The 17574-nt window shown below is 43.4% G+C and carries 11 protein-coding genes, 1 other RNA gene and 2 pseudogenes; 11 read left to right on the forward strand and 3 right to left on the reverse strand.

Features of this window, described 5'->3' with window-relative positions; translation table 11 throughout:
* Positions 1-152 precede the first annotated feature (152 nt).
* The 10 genes from PGLA_RS12910 (at position 153) to ssrA (ending at position 12331) form a co-directional block, all read left to right on the forward strand.
* Positions 153-1202, forward strand: coding sequence for a sugar-binding transcriptional regulator (locus PGLA_RS12910; protein ID WP_068533314.1), 1050 nt, complete (start codon positions 153-155; stop codon positions 1200-1202).
* Positions 1203-1300: 98 nt separating this feature from the next.
* Complete coding sequence (gap, locus tag PGLA_RS12915; protein ID WP_068533316.1) at positions 1301-2311, forward strand: type I glyceraldehyde-3-phosphate dehydrogenase; 1011 nt, start codon at positions 1301-1303, stop codon at positions 2309-2311.
* Between the two features lie 212 nt (positions 2312-2523).
* Positions 2524-3705, forward strand: coding sequence for a phosphoglycerate kinase (locus tag PGLA_RS12920; RefSeq protein WP_068533318.1), 1182 nt, complete (start codon positions 2524-2526; stop codon positions 3703-3705).
* Positions 3706-3809: 104 nt separating this feature from the next.
* Positions 3810-4562, forward strand: coding sequence for a triose-phosphate isomerase (gene tpiA / locus PGLA_RS12925; protein ID WP_068533320.1), 753 nt, complete (start codon positions 3810-3812; stop codon positions 4560-4562).
* Between the two features lies 1 nt (position 4563).
* Entirely contained in the window at positions 4564-6108 is a 1545-nt protein-coding gene (gene gpmI, locus PGLA_RS12930; protein ID WP_068533322.1) for a 2,3-bisphosphoglycerate-independent phosphoglycerate mutase, read from the forward strand.
* Between the two features lie 50 nt (positions 6109-6158).
* Complete coding sequence (gene eno / locus PGLA_RS12935) at positions 6159-7445, forward strand: phosphopyruvate hydratase (protein ID WP_068533324.1); 1287 nt, start codon at positions 6159-6161, stop codon at positions 7443-7445.
* Positions 7446-7690: 245 nt separating this feature from the next.
* Positions 7691-7921, forward strand: coding sequence for a preprotein translocase subunit SecG (gene secG / locus PGLA_RS12940; protein WP_068533328.1), 231 nt, complete (start codon positions 7691-7693; stop codon positions 7919-7921).
* A 273-nt stretch (positions 7922-8194) separates the two neighbouring features.
* Positions 8195-11080: a ribonuclease R gene (gene rnr, locus PGLA_RS12945; RefSeq protein WP_084411028.1), complete on the forward strand. Its 2886-nt coding sequence runs from the start codon at positions 8195-8197 to the stop codon at positions 11078-11080.
* Positions 11081-11254: 174 nt separating this feature from the next.
* A complete protein-coding gene (smpB, locus tag PGLA_RS12950) occupies positions 11255-11737 on the forward strand; it encodes an SsrA-binding protein SmpB (protein WP_068533330.1) in 483 nt (160 codons plus the stop codon).
* Between the two features lie 229 nt (positions 11738-11966).
* Positions 11967-12331: a transfer-messenger RNA gene (ssrA, locus tag PGLA_RS12955) on the forward strand.
* A 573-nt stretch (positions 12332-12904) separates the two neighbouring features.
* On the opposite strand, the pseudogene PGLA_RS28935 reads toward ssrA, so the two are convergent.
* From PGLA_RS28935 to PGLA_RS12965, 3 genes and pseudogenes are all read right to left on the reverse strand, one after another.
* Positions 12905-13042, reverse strand: a pseudogene (locus PGLA_RS28935) (IS3 family transposase); the annotation flags it as partial.
* A 93-nt stretch (positions 13043-13135) separates the two neighbouring features.
* Positions 13136-13282, reverse strand: a pseudogene (locus tag PGLA_RS29730) (transposase); the annotation flags it as partial.
* Positions 13283-13424: 142 nt separating this feature from the next.
* On the reverse strand, positions 13425-15047 hold the full coding sequence (locus PGLA_RS12965; protein WP_161487891.1) for an amidase family protein: 1623 nt from the start codon (positions 15045-15047) through the stop codon (positions 13425-13427).
* A gap of 222 nt (positions 15048-15269) precedes the next feature.
* Here PGLA_RS12965 and PGLA_RS12970 point away from each other — a divergent pair, with 222 nt between their 5' ends.
* Positions 15270-17354 carry a methyl-accepting chemotaxis protein gene (locus tag PGLA_RS12970; RefSeq protein ID WP_068533332.1) on the forward strand — a complete coding sequence of 695 codons (2085 nt, stop codon included), beginning with the start codon at positions 15270-15272 and terminating at the stop codon, positions 17352-17354.
* Positions 17355-17574: the final 220 nt, after the last annotated feature.

Raw genomic sequence — 17574 nt, forward strand, 5'->3', positions numbered from 1 at the left:
GGCTTCCTAAATGTATAAGAAAATAGGGTGTTGTAAAATATACTCAAGGAACACTTGCAACAGGAGCGAATATTGAGTAGAATAGTAGTGGGACTTAAAAAGTTATCCCGGGACATTTTAGGGCCATTGAGAAAGTAGCAGGAGTGGAGAGCATGCGGAATTTATTAGAAATACAAAAGCAGCTTCTGCCTGATCTCATGGAAATACTCAAGACAAGGTATAGCATTCTTCAGCGGATCATGTTGTTTGATATGATCGGTCGCAGAACACTTGCTGTATCGCTTCATATGACGGAACGCGTGTTGCGTGCCGAGACGGATCTTTTGAAGTCACAGGGATTGATTGAGATTGAGAGCAAAGGTATGAGAATCAGTGAAGCGGGCAAGAAATTGCTTGAATCGCTTGAACCCCTTGCTAAGAATCTATTCGGTCTCGCTGATTTAGAAGAGAAAATTCGTCAAGCATATGGATTGCGGAAGGTAGTAATTGTGCCTGGTGATTCGGAAGTATCGTCGTTCTCTAAAAGAGAATTGGGGCGTGCAGGAGCGAAAGCACTGCTAAGCGTCATGGGTAATGAAGATATAATCGCTGTTACAGGAGGTTCTACACTTGCTGCAGTTGCTGAGCAATTGACTCAACCGTCATCTGCTCACGTTAAACGGACCTGGTTCGTACCCGCCCGTGGAGGGTTGGGAGAGAGCTTGGAGTTCCAAGCGAATACCGTAGCTTCTACGATGGCTAAGAGTGTAGGTGCCCAATATCGATTATTACATTTACCTGATTTACTGAGCGAAGATGCGTATCAATCACTTGTCCAAGATGTTAACATTCAGGAAATTGTGCAGATTATCAGACAGTCACGAATCATTGTGCACGGTATTGGTGATGCCATGGAAATGACACGTCGCAGAAAGCTGGATTCAGCTATTGTTGAAGCGATAAGAGCAGATGGTGCTATCGCAGAGTCCTTTGGTTATTATTTCAATGATGAAGGTGCTATGGTTCACAAGATGATGATTTTAGGTCTTCGGCTGGAGGATATCATGAAGACTGAAATTGTGATCGGGATTGCAGGCGGTAAGAGTAAAGCCAGAGCAATACACGCCGTTCTCAAGTTCGGTCAGGAAGATATACTCGTTACAGATGAGGCTGCCGCCCTGGAAATTGAGAGAGAGATGGAAGAAAAGGCTCTCACAACTTAGAAGAGTAATATTATTTATCGATTTATTATGTTGTTGTCACGACAGGCTTAATAACCCGTCTTGAATAAATAAAAACGAATTCTGGGAGGAACTATTAAATGACTATTAAAGTTGGTATTAATGGATTTGGACGTATTGGTCGCCTTGCATTTCGCCGTATTCAAGCTGTGGAAGGTATCGAAGTAGTTGCTATTAATGACTTGACAGACGCTAAAATGTTAGCTCATCTTTTAAAATATGATACAACACAAGGTCGCTTTGACGGTGACGTTGAAGTACATGACGGATTCTTCAAAGTAAATGGTAAAGAAGTTAAAGTTCTAGCTAACCGTAACCCTGAAGAATTGCCTTGGGGAGAGCTTGGCGTAGAAATCGTTCTTGAATGTACTGGATTCTTCGTATCTCAAGAAGCAGCTGAGAAGCATTTGAAAGGCGGAGCTAAAAAAGTCGTTATCTCTGCTCCAGCTACTGGCGATGTTAAGACTATCGTGTATAACGTTAACCATGACATTCTTGATGGAACTGAAACAGTTATTTCTGGTGCTTCTTGCACAACGAACTGTCTTGCTCCAATGGCTAAAACATTGCAAGATCAATTCGGAATTGTTTCTGGTTTGATGACTACAATTCATGCTTACACTGGCGACCAAAACACTTTGGATGCTCCACACAACAAAGGTGACTTCCGTCGTGCTCGTGCAGCAGCTGAAAACATCATCCCTAACACTACTGGTGCTGCTAAAGCAATCGGCCTAGTTATTCCTGAACTTAAAGGTAAATTGGATGGTGCAGCTCAACGTGTTCCAGTTGCAACTGGTTCATTGACTGAATTGATCACTGTTCTTGATAAGAAAGTAACTGTTGATGAAGTTAACGCAGCTATGAAAGCAGCTTCTGATTCCGAAACTTATGGTTACACAGAAGACGAAATCGTTTCTTCCGACATTAAAGGTATCACTTTCGGTTCCTTGTTTGATGCAACTCAAACAAAAGTAATGACTGTTGGCGACCAACAATTGGTTAAGACTGTAGCTTGGTATGACAATGAAATGTCCTACACAGCACAACTTGTTCGTACGTTGGAGCACTTCGCTAAATTGGCTAAGTAATATAGACTCAAGCATGGCAAATTTAAAGAGCGGAAACGGGTATTATTGTTTCCGCTCTTTCTACAATAGTAAGAAAGTATCCCGAATTTAAGATACTTGGTTTGCAGAACGGTTATGATCCTTCATGGGTCTTAGGCCGAAGGTGTTTTGAAATGTAATGATTCCTTGGATTCCAATCGATAAAAATATAATGGGTGTGGGGGAACGTGGAGATGAATAAAAAGAGTGTACGTGATGTAGAAGTTAATGGGTTAAGAGTATTTGTTCGTGTCGATTTCAATGTGCCGCTCGAAGATGGTAAAATTACCGATGATACACGTATTCGTGAAACACTACCAACGATTAACTACTTGGTAGAACGCGGAGCTAAGGTTATTTTGGCAAGCCATATGGGACGTCCAAAGGGAGCAGTCGTAGAATCTATGCGCTTAACTCCTGCTGCTGAGCGCCTATCTGAGTTGCTTGGTAAGAAGGTTGTCAAAGCTGATGAGGCTGTAGGCGAAGCTGTTAAGTCCCAAATTGCTGAAATGTCTAATGGCGACGTATTGTTGCTTGAGAACGTGCGGTTCTATCCTGGAGAAGAGAAGAATGACACTGAACTAGCGAAACAATTTGCTGAACTAGCAGATTTGTTCGTGAATGACGCTTTTGGCGCCGCTCACCGTGCTCATGCTTCCACTGAAGGTATCGCTCATCTTTTACCAGCGGTATCCGGACTTTTGATGGAAAAAGAATTGTCCGTGCTTGGTAAAGCATTCTCCACACCTGAGCGTCCGTTTACTGCAATTGTTGGGGGATCTAAGGTTAAAGATAAAATTGACGTGATCAATAACTTGCTCAATCTTGCTGATAACGTACTTATCGGTGGCGGATTGGCTTACACGTTCTTCAAAGCACAAGGGCATGAGATCGGTCTATCCCTGTGTGATGATTCTAAGCTTGAAACTTCGCTAGGATTCATTGAGAAAGCTAAAGAACTAGGTAAGAACTTTATGCTTCCGATCGATATCGTCATTGCCGACGACTTCAGCGCGGATGCAAATGTTCAAATCGTTGATATCGATAGCATCCCAGCAGGTTGGGAAGGCGTAGACATCGGACCGAAAACTCGCGCTCTTTATGCTGATGTAATCAAAAACTCCAAATTGGTTGTATGGAATGGACCTATGGGCGTATTTGAAATGGAACCATTTGCGAATGGTACACGTGAAGTAGCACAGGCTTGTGCTGACACAGACGCTTACACGATTATTGGTGGCGGGGATTCTGCTGCAGCAGCTGAGAAATTCCATCTTGCTGACAAGATGAATCACATTTCTACGGGTGGCGGAGCTTCTCTTGAATTCATGGAAGGTAAGGCCCTTCCTGGTGTAGAAGCATTGAACGATAAATAAATCCTCTTTCTACGTTTATGAATGGCGGGTTATCCAATCAAGAATTTACGAAGTTGGATAGTCCTTCAGTTATAAATGTAAAGGGGCTAAAAGGAGTGGATAGCATGAGAACACCTATCATTGCAGGTAACTGGAAAATGTTCAAAACCGTTCCAGAAGCTAAATCGTTTATTGAAGAAATCAAAGGTAAAGCTGAAGTAGCAGGTGTAGAGAGCGTGATCTGTGCTCCTTTCACGAATCTTCCAGCATTAGTGGAAGCTGTCAAAGGAACTGCTATCAAAATCGGTGCACAAAACTTACATTTCGAAGATGATGGCGCTTATACAGGTGAAATCAGCGGAATTATGTTAAAAGATCTAGGTGTTGACTATGTAATCATTGGTCACTCCGAACGTCGTGCTTATTTTGCTGAATCTGATGAAATCGTGAACAAGAAAGCACATGCTGCTTTCAAACACGGTATTACTCCAATTATTTGTGTGGGTGAGAAGTTAGAAGAGCGTGAAGCTGACCAGACTAAGGAAGTATGTAAAGTTCAGACTGAAGGCGCTTTGAAAGGTTTGACTGCTGAACAAGTGGCTCAAACCGTTATTGCTTATGAACCAATCTGGGCGATTGGTACAGGTAAATCTTCTACAGCACAAGATGCTAACGAAGTTATTTCTTACATCCGTGAGCTAGTAAAAGGCTTGTATGGAGAGAGCGTTTCAGATGCTGTACGTATCCAGTATGGCGGTAGTGTGAAACCTGAGAATGTGGTAGAATATATGGGCCAAAGCGACATTGATGGCGCATTAGTCGGCGGTGCTAGTTTGCAACCAACTTCATTCGTTCAGCTTGTTGAGGGGGCGAAGTAAGATGCCAGCACCAAGACCGGTAGCCTTAATCATTATGGATGGTTTCGGGCTACGTAATACGCAAGAAGGAAACGCTGTGGCACAAGCCAAGAAACCTAATTATGATCGGTTGATGAGCCAATATCCTAATTCAACACTCATTGCCTGTGGCGAAGAGGTTGGATTGCCCGTAGGACAGATGGGTAACTCAGAGGTGGGTCATCTTAATATTGGTGCAGGCCGTATCGTCTATCAGGACTTGACCCGCATTTCCAAATCCATTCGTGATGGTGAGTTCTATGAGAATCCGACATTGGTTGAAGCAGTACGCAGTGCAAAGAATAACAATAAGAAATTCCATATCTACGGCCTCTTGTCGGATGGCGGTGTGCACAGCCACATAGAACACGTATTTGCGATGTTGGATTTGGCGAAGAAGGAAGGCCTTGATGAAGTATATATTCATGCCTTTCTAGACGGTCGTGACGTTTCTCCTGACTCAGGTAAGCATTTCGTTGAACAATTGAATGCTAAGATTGAGGAAGTTGGGATTGGTACGATCGCAACGGTACAAGGTCGCTATTATGCTATGGACCGTGACAAGCGTTGGGAACGTGTTGAGAAATCATACCGTGCCATCGTGTATGGAGATGGACCAAAGTATACTGATCCTCTTCAAGCCGTGACGGAGTCATACACGAAGTCGGTCTTTGATGAATTTGTAGAACCTACAGTGATTGTCGATGAGCAAGGGAACCCTGTGGGTACGGTTGAGAGTGGAGATTCTGTTGTATTCTTGAACTTCCGTCCAGACCGTGCCATTCAATTGTCTCAAGTATTCACGAATAAGGACTTCCGCGGTTTCGATCGTGGAGATAAATTCCCAGAGAACTTACACTTTGTATGTCTGACGATGTTTAGTGAAACGGTTGAGGGTTATGTTGCGTATGAACCGAAGAACCTGGATAATACACTCGGGGAAGTATTGGTACAGAACAACAAGAAACAACTACGTATTGCCGAGACAGAGAAATACCCGCACGTAACCTTCTTCTTCAGTGGTGGACGTGATGTGGAACTGCCAGGCGAGACTCGTATTCTCATAAATTCACCAAAAGTAGCAACATATGATTTGCAACCAGAGATGAGTGCATATGAAGTGGCTGATGCTTGTGTGAAAGAGATCGAGGCGGAGAATCACGATACCATCATTCTTAACTTTGCTAATCCTGACATGGTTGGACACTCAGGTATGCTTGAGCCGACAATCAAGGCAGTTGAAGTAACAGATGAATGTATGGGTAAAGTTGTAGATGCTGTCATTGCCAAAGGCGGGGTAGCGATTATTATCGCCGACCACGGTAACGCTGACATGGTATTTGATGAGCAAGGTCGACCATTCACTGCGCATACAACGAATCCTGTGCCGTTCATTCTAACAGCATCCGATGTTGTGTTACGTGACGGAGGTATTTTGGCAGATGTTGCACCTACGATTCTAGATCTAATGCACTTGCCACAACCTGCTGAAATGACTGGATTATCCATGATTGCTAGTCGTAAATAAAGAAGTGAAAATGTTTCATAAAATATTGTACAAAAAAGGAGATTAAATACATGACTATTATTTCTGACGTGTACGCTCGCGAAGTCCTAGATTCTCGCGGTAACCCAACAGTTGAGGTTGAAGTTTATTTGGAATCAGGCGGTCTTGGCCGTGCAATCGTTCCTTCAGGTGCTTCCACTGGAGCTCATGAAGCTGTAGAACTTCGTGATGGCGACAAATCCCGTTACCTTGGTAAAGGTGTATTGACAGCTGTGAAGAACGTAAATGACATCATTGCTCCAGAAGTTATTGGTATGGATGCTTTGGATCAACTAGGTATCGACAAAATGATGATCGCTCTAGACGGAACACATAACAAAGGTAAATTGGGTGCAAATGCTATTCTAGCTGTATCCATGGCTGTAGCTCGCGCTGCTGCTGACGCTTTGGATATTCCATTGTATGTATACTTAGGCGGATTCAACGCTAAACAATTGCCAGTACCAATGATGAACATCGTTAATGGTGGCGAACATGCTGACAACAACGTTGACGTACAAGAATTCATGATCTTGCCAGTAGGAGCTCCTTCATTCAAAGAAGCGCTTCGTACAGGTGCTGAAATTTTCCACAGCTTGAAAGGCGTTCTACAAGCTAAAGGATTGAACACAGCTGTAGGTGATGAAGGTGGATTCGCACCTAACTTCACTTCCAACGAAGAAGCATTGTCTACAATCATGGAAGCGATCGAAAAAGCTGGTTACAAACCAGGTGTTGACGTATTCCTAGGTATGGACGTAGCTTCTACTGAGTTCTTCAAAGATGGTAAATATCATTTGGCAGGCGAAGGTAAATCCTTCACTCCTGAAGAATTCGTTGACCTACTTGTATCATGGGCTGACAAATACCCTATCATCTCCATCGAAGATGGATGTTCTGAAGATGACTGGGCTGGTTGGAAATTGCTTAGTGACAAATTGGGAGACAGAATCCAACTTGTTGGAGATGACTTGTTCGTAACGAACACAGATCGTCTTGGTAAAGGTATCGAAGAAGGTATTGGTAACTCTATCTTGATCAAAGTTAACCAAATCGGTACATTGACTGAAACATTTGATGCAATCGAAATGGCTAAACGCGCTGGTTACACAGCTGTTATCTCTCACCGTTCAGGTGAATCAGAAGATAGCACAATCGCTGACATCGCTGTTGCAACAAATGCTGGCCAGATCAAAACAGGTGCTCCTTCACGTACAGACCGTGTTGCTAAGTACAACCAATTGCTTCGCATCGAAGATCAATTGGGTGAATTGGCTCAATACAACGGCATGAAATCTTTCTACAACTTAAAGAAATAATTTAACATAAATAAAAAAGTCAGTTCGGGTGTACACCGACTGGCTTTTTTTGTGCTGCTAGAATCTTTATTTTGTCATGCTCCTGATATATCGGCTTATGTATAGATTTGATCCGGTTTCCAACAGACAATCTTGTCAAATATAGGTTGGATGTGCTACAATAAGAATGCTGTTTTCCGTAAATAATGAACAATTTTCATCTTGGAATCCAAGAGAATGTTCGACACGTTTAGGAGGTGGAATGAATGGAACTCTTTTTACAAGTATTGCTCGTCATTTTCTCCATTGGTTTGATCACGGTGGTTCTTTTACAAAAAGGGAAAAGTGCAGGTCTTTCCGGCGCCATCTCCGGCGGTGCTGAACATCTTTTTGGTAAAAGTAAAGCTCGCGGTATGGACTTAGTCCTTCAACGTGTAACGGTTGCTTTGGCTGCAGGATTCTTTATCCTTGCTATCGCAGTGGCTGTTGTTAGCTAATGAAAATTTCTTGAAACCTTCGCTCTTACATATCCTATGTGGAGTGAAGGTTTTTTTGTTAATAAAAATAACATTTCGTAGGTTATCTTGTCCTCACTATTTCTATATATCTCCTTGAAAGGGATGTATCGGATTGAAATCGTGTATACTAGGGTAAGGGTATAGTAAAGAAATAATTGGTAAACAAATAAATAATAAAGAAATAATATGAAGCAAAGGATACATAAGAGCTTGCAGTTCACAAATAGCAAGTTATCTGAGGTGATGATAAAGATGATAACAGAACAAGAGATACTTGATTTCATGCGGGAAACCGCCTATAAACCGATGACGTACCAGGAGCTAGAACAGCATTTTAGTATTGATAAAGCTCAGGACTTTAAAGAATTCGTGAAGTTACTGAATGCCATTGAGCAGGATGGCAAAATTATTCTAACTCGCACCAATCGTTATGGCGTACCAGAGCGAATGGATCTTATACGTGGTCGTGTACAAGCGCATGCCAAAGGTTTTGGATTCCTTATTCCTGATGATCGGGAACATCCAGACGTGTACATCAATGCCAATGACCTAAAGAGTGCTATGAATGGTGATATGGTCCTTGTCAAAGTGACCTCTAAGAGCGCTGCGGGAGGTAAGCTAGAAGGCGAAGTTATCCGTGTTGTGAAACGGGCCGTTACGCAAATCGTGGGTGTATTTCAGAATAACGAAGCTTATGGCTTCGTATTGCCGGATGACAAGCGGATTAACCGCGATATTTTTATACCTAAGAATGCATTTAATGGTGCTGTTGATGGTGAGAAGGTCGTTGTACGTATCGTGAATTATCCCGAAGGTCGCTCTGCTGCAGAAGGTGAAGTAGCAGAAGTCCTTGGTCACAAGGATGATCCGGGTGTAGATATTATCTCTATTATTCGGAAGCACCAATTGCCGGAGGGATTCCCTGAAGAAGTCACTGCGGAAGCGGAACAAGCACCAGATTCCATTACGGATGAAGAGATTGTTCAGCAGGGTCGACGTGATCTACGCAACAAGATCATTGTGACGATTGATGGAGAAGATGCGAAGGATCTTGATGATGCCGTTAATGTGGAACTTCTACCGAATGGTCATTATCTTCTCGGCGTACATATTGCCGATGTTGGTTACTATGTACAAGAAGGTTCTGAGTTAGATAAGGAAGCCTACAATCGTGGATGTAGTGTGTATCTGGTAGATCGGGTTATTCCAATGTTACCACACCGTCTTTCTAATGGGATCTGTAGTCTTAATCCACAGGTGGACAGGCTAACTTTGTCATGCGAAATGGAATTCGACGAGAATATGAAAGTGGTTAATCACGATGTGTTTACGAGTGTGATCAGAACCAAGGAGCGTATGACGTATACGAATGTACGCAAAATTCTAGAGGATGAAGATCCTGAAGTGATGGAGCGTTACAGTGATTTGGTGGACAATTTCCGTCAGATGAAAGATTTGGCTTTGAAGCTTCGTGGTAATCGGATGCGCCGTGGTGCGGTGGATTTCGACTTTCCAGAGTCCAAAGTTGTTATAGATGAGAATGGCAAGCCGATCGATATTGTCAAAAGAGAGCGTTCCATTGCGGAACAAATGATTGAAGAATTCATGCTTGCGGCTAATGAGACTGTAGCGGAGCATTTCCATTGGCTGAAGGTTCCGTTCATTTACCGTATCCATGAGAATCCAGATCCGGAGAGATTGCAGACCTTCTTGGCTTTCGCTGAGAACTTTGGGTATCATGTCAAAGGTCGTGGGAACTCCATTCATCCAAGAGCGCTCCAAGGGTTGCTTGAAGATATCGAAGGAACCAAAGAACAAAAGGTTATCAGTACGATGATGCTTCGATCCATGAAGCAAGCGAAGTATGATGCGGGCACGTCGGGCCATTTCGGGCTAGCGGCTGAGTATTATTCACACTTCACGTCACCAATTCGTCGTTATCCTGACCTTGCGATACACCGTGTCATTCGTGAAGTGATCGAGAACAAGGGTGTATTGACGGAGAAACGCCATGAATACCTAGCTTCCCGTATGCCAGATGTAGCTCAACAATCTTCTGAACGTGAGCGTGTTGCTGTAGAGGCAGAACGAGATACGGATCAGCTAAAGAAAGCTGAGTATATGTTGGATAAGGTCGGAGAAGAATTCGATGGTATGATCAGCAGTGTGACCAACTTCGGTATGTTCATTGAGCTAGAGAATTCGGTCGAAGGTCTCATTCGGTTGAGCGCATTGACAGACGATTATTATCATTTCGACGAGAAAGTCATGTCGTTAATCGGTGAGCGTACTTCTAAAGTGTTCCGTATTGGTGATGATTTGAAGATTCGTGTAGCCCGTGTAAACATGGACGATCATACGATTGATTTTGAATTATTAGATATGAAGCCGCGTGCTGATGGTGATCGTGGTGGTCGTCCTCAAGGGTCAAGTGGTGGATTTGGTAGAGGCCCGGGACGCGGAGGTAAGAGCGGCGGCGGAGCTCGTGGCGGTAAGGAAGCTTTCGGCAAGGAAGCCGGAGGTAAAATGGGTTCAAAGAGCGGAGGCGCAAAGGCGTCTCGTGCACATGGCGGAGGTAAGAAGAAAGCGATGAATACGGGGAATAATACAATGGTTAACGGTGTGTCTACAGATGCAGGAAGTAAGCCATCTGAAGGCAGTAACAATAGAGGTAAGGGTAAATCAGGCGGTTTCAAGAACCGCAAAGGAAACAAGGATGTTGTTTTTAAACCTGTAGCTGACAATGTGGGTGTTATTGGTGAAGGGGTAAAAGCTGCAAAACCAAGTGATACTAAGAAACCAGCTAGTCGTGGTGACGCACCGAGACGTGATGGAAGTGGCGGTAACAAGGATAAGGGAGCGGGGCGTAAGCGTGATCGTGGAGCGGGTGCTCCGGCAGGCCGATATGATGCTTTGCAGACTACACGAGGACCTGGATTTGCCTTCGGATCTGGTAAGGGAGGTTACGGAGAAGCGTCGACTATCGAACCTACACGTAACGACAGCCAGTCTTCCAACGGTAACGCTCGTAAATCTTCTGGTCGCGGTGGAATCTTTCTAGGTGGAGATGCAACACCGGGTAGCAACGCTGGTGGTAATGACACTCGTAAACGTCCGGCTAGAGAAGATAATAATTAAGAGGACTGAAACTTCAAGTGAATCGTAATAGGCTGCCTTTAGAAACTTAGATGGCTTGTCTCTTCTTGATTTTGAAGGGTGCAGTTGATACAATGGATTTCTGGTGCATTCCTTGTTTTCTTGAGGATATGAACACCAGAATCCATTTTTTATAATGATTTAAGGGGTGAAGACATGGGTAAGAATAATAGTGACGGGAAAGTCTTGGCCCAGAACAAGAAAGCTTCCCATGATTATTTCATAGAAGAAACGTATGAAGCTGGAATGGTCTTAACGGGAACAGAGATTAAGTCGCTACGGAATGGTAGATCGAACATTGGTGATGCATTTGCAACGATTCGTAATGGTGAGATCAACATTCACAATATGCACATCAGCCCTTTTGAACAAGGGAATCGTAGTAATCCAATCGATCCAACGAGAACGCGTAAGTTGCTCATGCATAAGGCGCAAATCAAGAAATTGGTTGGGCTGTTGAAGCAAGAGGGTTACACAGTCGTTCCTCTTAAGATTTATATTAAGAATGGCTATGCGAAGCTGCTTATTGGTCTTGGTCGAGGTAAGAAACAGTACGACAAACGTGATACAGCTGCTAAGCGCGATGCTCAGCGTGATATCCAACGTGCACTTCGTGAGAAACAGAAGATTGCTCGGTAAAAGGATACTGATATGCCTTAAGTAGTTAGCAACTGGCAATGATAGCCTACATTTCCTTGAACAAAGTATCATAGTGTAGTGGAAATGTGATATACTAAGTTATACGAGATCACAAGATCTTGTTGAATGATTACCTTCTAGTGGTCCTTTTTCATGGAGGAAAAGGATACTGAATAGAACATCATGTCTTGGTTACTCAAGATTCTATCCTAGAAGCCCTTTATATTAAGGGGGCGTTTATGGATTCGACGGGGATAGTTTGAGCATGGGTAGCGGGTAGTGGGGACGCGTCCGCTTTATCAACGCTAAAGCCTATTAAATGGCAAAACACAAAACAACTACGCATTAGCAGCTTAATAACCTGTTAGCGTGCTCCTACCTAGCATCGTCCATGTGACTAGACTAGGGGCTAACAAATAGTGGAATACGCTGTCTCATCTCCGCCTGCGGTGAGCTGAAGAAGATAATCAGGCTGACCCAACGTATAGCCGGTTACGGGGCGATACTCGGGTGACATCAAAACTGTGACTACACCCGTAGAAGCGTATGTGTCGATATTTTCGGACAGGGGTTCGACTCCCCTCGCCTCCATTTGAAAGACCCGCTCACTGAGCGGGTTTTTTCTCATTTATGGAGTAAATTGTAGACCAAATGTAGACATGAAATTATTGAGGATCTATTGTTTAGTCTATCCTGTAGACATGATGTCTACAGGATAGACAGAGGAATTAATATGCTAAAGTTAGCTAACATCGGACAAAACGGTATGTAATAGGGCTTTTGGGGACATGCTAAATTAAGGTAGCACAAGGGGGATGCTTGTTCGATTCCCCTCCACCAAACCATGAAAAAAGACACCTCAGAGGTGTCTTTTTCATTTTAAGCTAGGATCGAATTAATAAGTAGTCTTGATTGACGTTATATTTCATTCATGTGTGCTATGGATATTTATGTTCAATATTGTTGTGTAATGAGAATAGTTTGAAAGTTGATTAGTGAGGTGACATCTCAGATGAAGACGTAGCCTTCCAATGACTAAATTTCCTCTTTTCTATTACAATCGGTAATAGCGTTATCCGTAGCGTTAACCAATAGAGGTTCGAGACATGCATCTAAAAAACCGCCCCGCATGTGAAGTGACCCCTTAAAGTTAGACAGGTTATATAATTAGGCGACTTGTTTGGCCTGAGTTCGGTACTGTACCGGACTCAGGCCTTTTAGTTTTGCCTTAATGCGCTTGTTGTTGTAATAATCGATGTATTTTGATAGCTCTTGTTTAAAATGTGCGATACTTTCAAATTCCTTTTCTCTAGCAGACGTCCCGAATTTGTTCATATAATTAAGTACGTCTAGTTTAATCTGTACAGAATATGATGTACAGCCCTTTTTAAAAGCTTCTTCACCATGATGCTCATATTGCCTAATCCAGTTTGAAAAGACAGAATGGTGGAGATATATGGATTTTGCGATGGTTTTCAAACTGTCTGATCCCTTTTTATAACGCATAACGGCTTGTATTTTTTCATTTGTACTGAATCTGGTCATAAAAAACTGCACCTCCAATAGTTAGATAGTGTCTAACTATTGGGGTGCAGTTCACATGCAGCGGAGCAGTTTCTATTCAATTGCAGTTGCAGCTTGCATGATGAAAGGGAGAGAAAGGGCATTTACAGATGCTGTAATCCAGTTATGGTCTCAAATTCGGTGTATGTACAGGAGCAGTTCTTGCTTTCGTAGCTTGCTCGAAGGAATAAGCTAGATTAAGCAGCGTTTGCTCGCTGTATGCTGTTCCCAAGAATGAGATGCCCACCGGTACGCCTTCTTCTACCGTTCCCGCAGGTACGGTTACCTCAGGGAAGCCTGTAGCAGATGCCACGTAGCTCGCTGTATAAGTATCATACGCATTGCAGACATAAGTAGGGTCTTCTTTGTCAAAGCGGTTGGAAGCAGGGCAGGCCATCGTAGGGAAAACGATAGCGTCCAGGTTGTTCTTCTTCATAATCTTTTCAATTTCTTTACGGGTCTGCGGCATTTCTTTCTTAACGATCTCCTTGTACTCTTTGGAATATAGAGTATCTGCTTTAGCCAATGCTGTCTTCAAGCCTTCCAAACGAGCAGGGTTAACAGGTGTTGCCGAGTTCAATACTTCAGGAGATTCACTAATATCGATTACCTCTTGCAGCGTTTTAGGTCCGCCGACAGGAAGCGAGCGCAAATATTTTTCAAACTGTATTTTGAATTCTGCATCCCCGACCGGTCCAAGAACTGGAGTCCAGAGGTACTTGGTTTGTTTGGAGAATGTGACAGGCACTACTTCCGTTCCCATGCTTTTCATTTTAGCAATCGCTTGATTCGTAATAGCATCTACTTCATCATTGCCGCCGAAGAAGTCAGTCGCCACACCGATACGCGCATGCTTCAGCGAAGAAGCGTTCAGTGCTTTGGCGTAGTCTTGAACATGGCGGTTCGCAGATTTTGTCGCATAATCTGCTTTGTCTGTTCCAGCCATCGCAGTAAGTACTAAGCTAGCGTCGTTGACACTACGTGCCAAAGGACCAGTTACGTCCAAAGAAAGGGAAGAAGGGACAACGCCGCTGCGACTAGTCAATCCCATAGTCGGTCTGATACCTACTAGCCCGGTAACATTGGCTGGACCTCTGACGGAACCGGAAGTATCCGTTCCAAGTCCGAATACGGCAAAGTTAGCCGCTACCGCTGCTGCACTACCGCTGCTGGAACCAGAAGCATCACGGTTCAGATTGTAAGGATTAATTGTCAAACCGCCCATGGAGCTATATCCCAGTCTGCCATAGGAAGCTGCGAGCTCGGACATGTTTGTTTTGGCAATTACAATGGCTCCGGCATCGATAAGCTTCTGTACGGTGAATGAATTCTTAGTAGGATATTCATTCTTCAGAGCTACAGCCCCAGCTGTGGTCGCCATGCCAACCACATCAAAATTATCCTTTACGACAAAAGGAATACCGTGAAGCTTACTTCTTGGTCCTTTCGATTTGCGCTCGGTATCGAGTGCCTTTGCTGTTTCAAGAGCTCGGTTGTTAACCGTAATAATAGAATTTATAACAGGGCCTTGTTTATCAAAGGCTTCAATACGTTTCAAATAGTATTCCACAAGCTCTTCCGATGTAATTTGCTTTGTGTCCAGAGCCTTTGTGACTTCATCGATGCTTTTCTCAAACGGATCAAACGTACTTTTTGCTATTTCGGCATTTGCATGATTCCATGGCAAAATCGAGAAGACTAGCAAAATAGCTAGTAAAGCTTTGAAGTTTATATATTTTTTTCTCAAGTGTCTTGCCTCCTGATGTCTTTTTTTTAAAAGTAGTTCGTAATGCTCATTTTCTCTCCCTGTAACAGTTATCGTCATTTCCTCTGAAAAAATGAATGGAATTCGACAAATCTCTACTTATCCATTAGTTAATTCGACAATATCTAACAAAAAACCATTCTTTTACCGATAGTAGTATAGACACACTTCAATGTTTACACAACAAGATGGAGGAGAAACAACTTGAGAAAGAAACTACAGTGGAATCTAAAGCTACAACTATTGGTTACGATGGTCGTCCTGGTATTGCTGTCGACATTATCGATGGGACTCGGAATCAACATGCAAGTTAAGGAAGAAATGACGGAGGATTTCTACGATGCAACTCGTAAGGAAATCGAACAAGTTAGCGGTGCTATAGACTTGTACTTTACTACCGTGAATGAATCGGTTGAATACTTTGCCAAAAGCCCACTCGTCAAGATGATCGACAGTTCCATCACCTCTTATGTGGATACGGTAGGAGCAGATGGAACTCTTCAGATGACTCCGGCTAAAAATGGAGGTATAGAAGCTAAGATTTATAACTTTTTCTTGGAATATTCTAAGACACATCCAAATGTGCCTTATATCTATTTGGGAACAAAGGATGGCGGATACATACAATGGCCGGATGGTACTTCCACCGATAAATTTGACCCGAGACCAAGAGCGTGGTACACCCAGGCGATTGAGAATCCCGACAAAATCGTGCGATCGGGTGCTTACGCTGCCTTTACCACAGGTGCTCCGATCGTCAGCTCTTCGGTTACCATTAAGGATGACACAGGTAACATCGTTGGTGTCCAAGGTGTAGACGTAAGCTTGGACTTTCTGACCAATACCATCAATAACATGAAGATCGGTAAAGCCGGCTATGTCATCTTGGCAGATCAAACCGGTACGATCCTCGCAAATCCTAAGAACCCGGAAATCAACTTTAAAAATCTAAAGGATCTGGGTATAGCCGAATTTGCTGACATTGACAAACTGGCAGGCAAAAATTTGGATATCACCTTGAATAAGCAGGACTACAAGGCTAGTGTCTACGTATCACCGAAGAATGGTTGGAAATATATTGCGGTTATGGATGAGAGTGAAGTAGCGGAATCAGTCAATGCGATCCAAGACATTATTTTCCTCATCATGGTTGTTATCGCTGTTATCGCCATCGGAGTAGCTTTGTATTTAGCTGGCGCGATTACGAAGCCGATAAATGCGGCTGTTAAGTATTTGCAGCAAATTGGCAGTGGTGACTTGGCAGTCGATATTCCGCAATCTATGCTGAACAAGCGAAGTGAAGTAGGTACCATGGTACGGGCTATTGATGAGATGAAACAGGATATGCAGAACATGATCGGCGGCATTTCTACTTCGGGGCAAATTGTCTCTCAATCGGCAGATAAAATTATAGAAAGCATGGATCAGACACAAAAGTCTTCCTCACTCATTACCGAGTCCATCATTCAACTTGCTTCCGCTTCTAATGATGAAGCCAACAATGTTATGGAGGGCTCTGATAAAGTTGAACAGCTCGGCGGAGCGATCGATCAAGTTACGGCATCCGCTCAGGAAATACTGGATCTTGCTCGTCGTACATCCGAATTGAACCAACGCGGTATCGTAATTGTGCAGGAGTTAGTAGGGAAATTTAACAGTACACAACGAGCTTCTGAAGAAACAGCACAAGCTATTAATCATGTGAGTGGCAGCACTGGTGAAATCAGTGGCATACTCGGTACGATTCTTGAAATCTCCGGTCAGACGAATTTGCTGGCTCTAAATGCGTCCATTGAGGCTGCAAGAGCAGGTGAACATGGGCGAGGATTCTCCGTGGTAGCTGCCGAGATCCGCAAGCTCGCGGAGCAATCAGCTTCCGCTGCGAATAATATCAGTCACATTATTTCAACTGTAAACAACCAGGTTGGAGCGGCTGTTCAGGCCATCGGCACATCCCACGAACTGTTTATAGACCAGGAAACGGCAGTTCGAGAAACCGAATCCATCTTTAATGATATTATGGTGTCCGTGAACAGCCAAATGGACATGACGAACCAGGTTGACGGCCAAATGCAGTTGATGGTTGAAAAACGCTATGAACTCACAGACGTCTTCACCAATATCTCAGCGATTACGGAAGAGAATGCTGCTATTACCCAAGACGTGTCCGCGGCAGCAGAGGAACAGCTGGCTACGATTGATGATATAGCAGGTTATCTGACTCAGCTGCAGGGACTTTCTAAGGATCTGGAGGACAATATTAAGAAATTTAACATCCAAAACCAGTGATGTGTGATGTACTCCCCGTATGGGAGAGAAACGCTTTAGAACAAAACAAACCAGCCCAGGGAAGCATAAACTTCTCCGGGCTGGTTTTGTTTTGTATAGGATGTTCCCAAAGGATTATGAAAACGAGGAATCATATAAAAGAATTTAATCTGCTTTTCAAATGAGATCATCAATTACCATCGTTGTCGATGGACGAATGCAATCATAATCGGCTTAACTA

The organism is Paenibacillus glacialis, from assembly GCF_001637205.1.
GTDB lineage: Bacteria > Bacillota > Bacilli > Paenibacillales > Paenibacillaceae > Paenibacillus_AQ > Paenibacillus_AQ glacialis.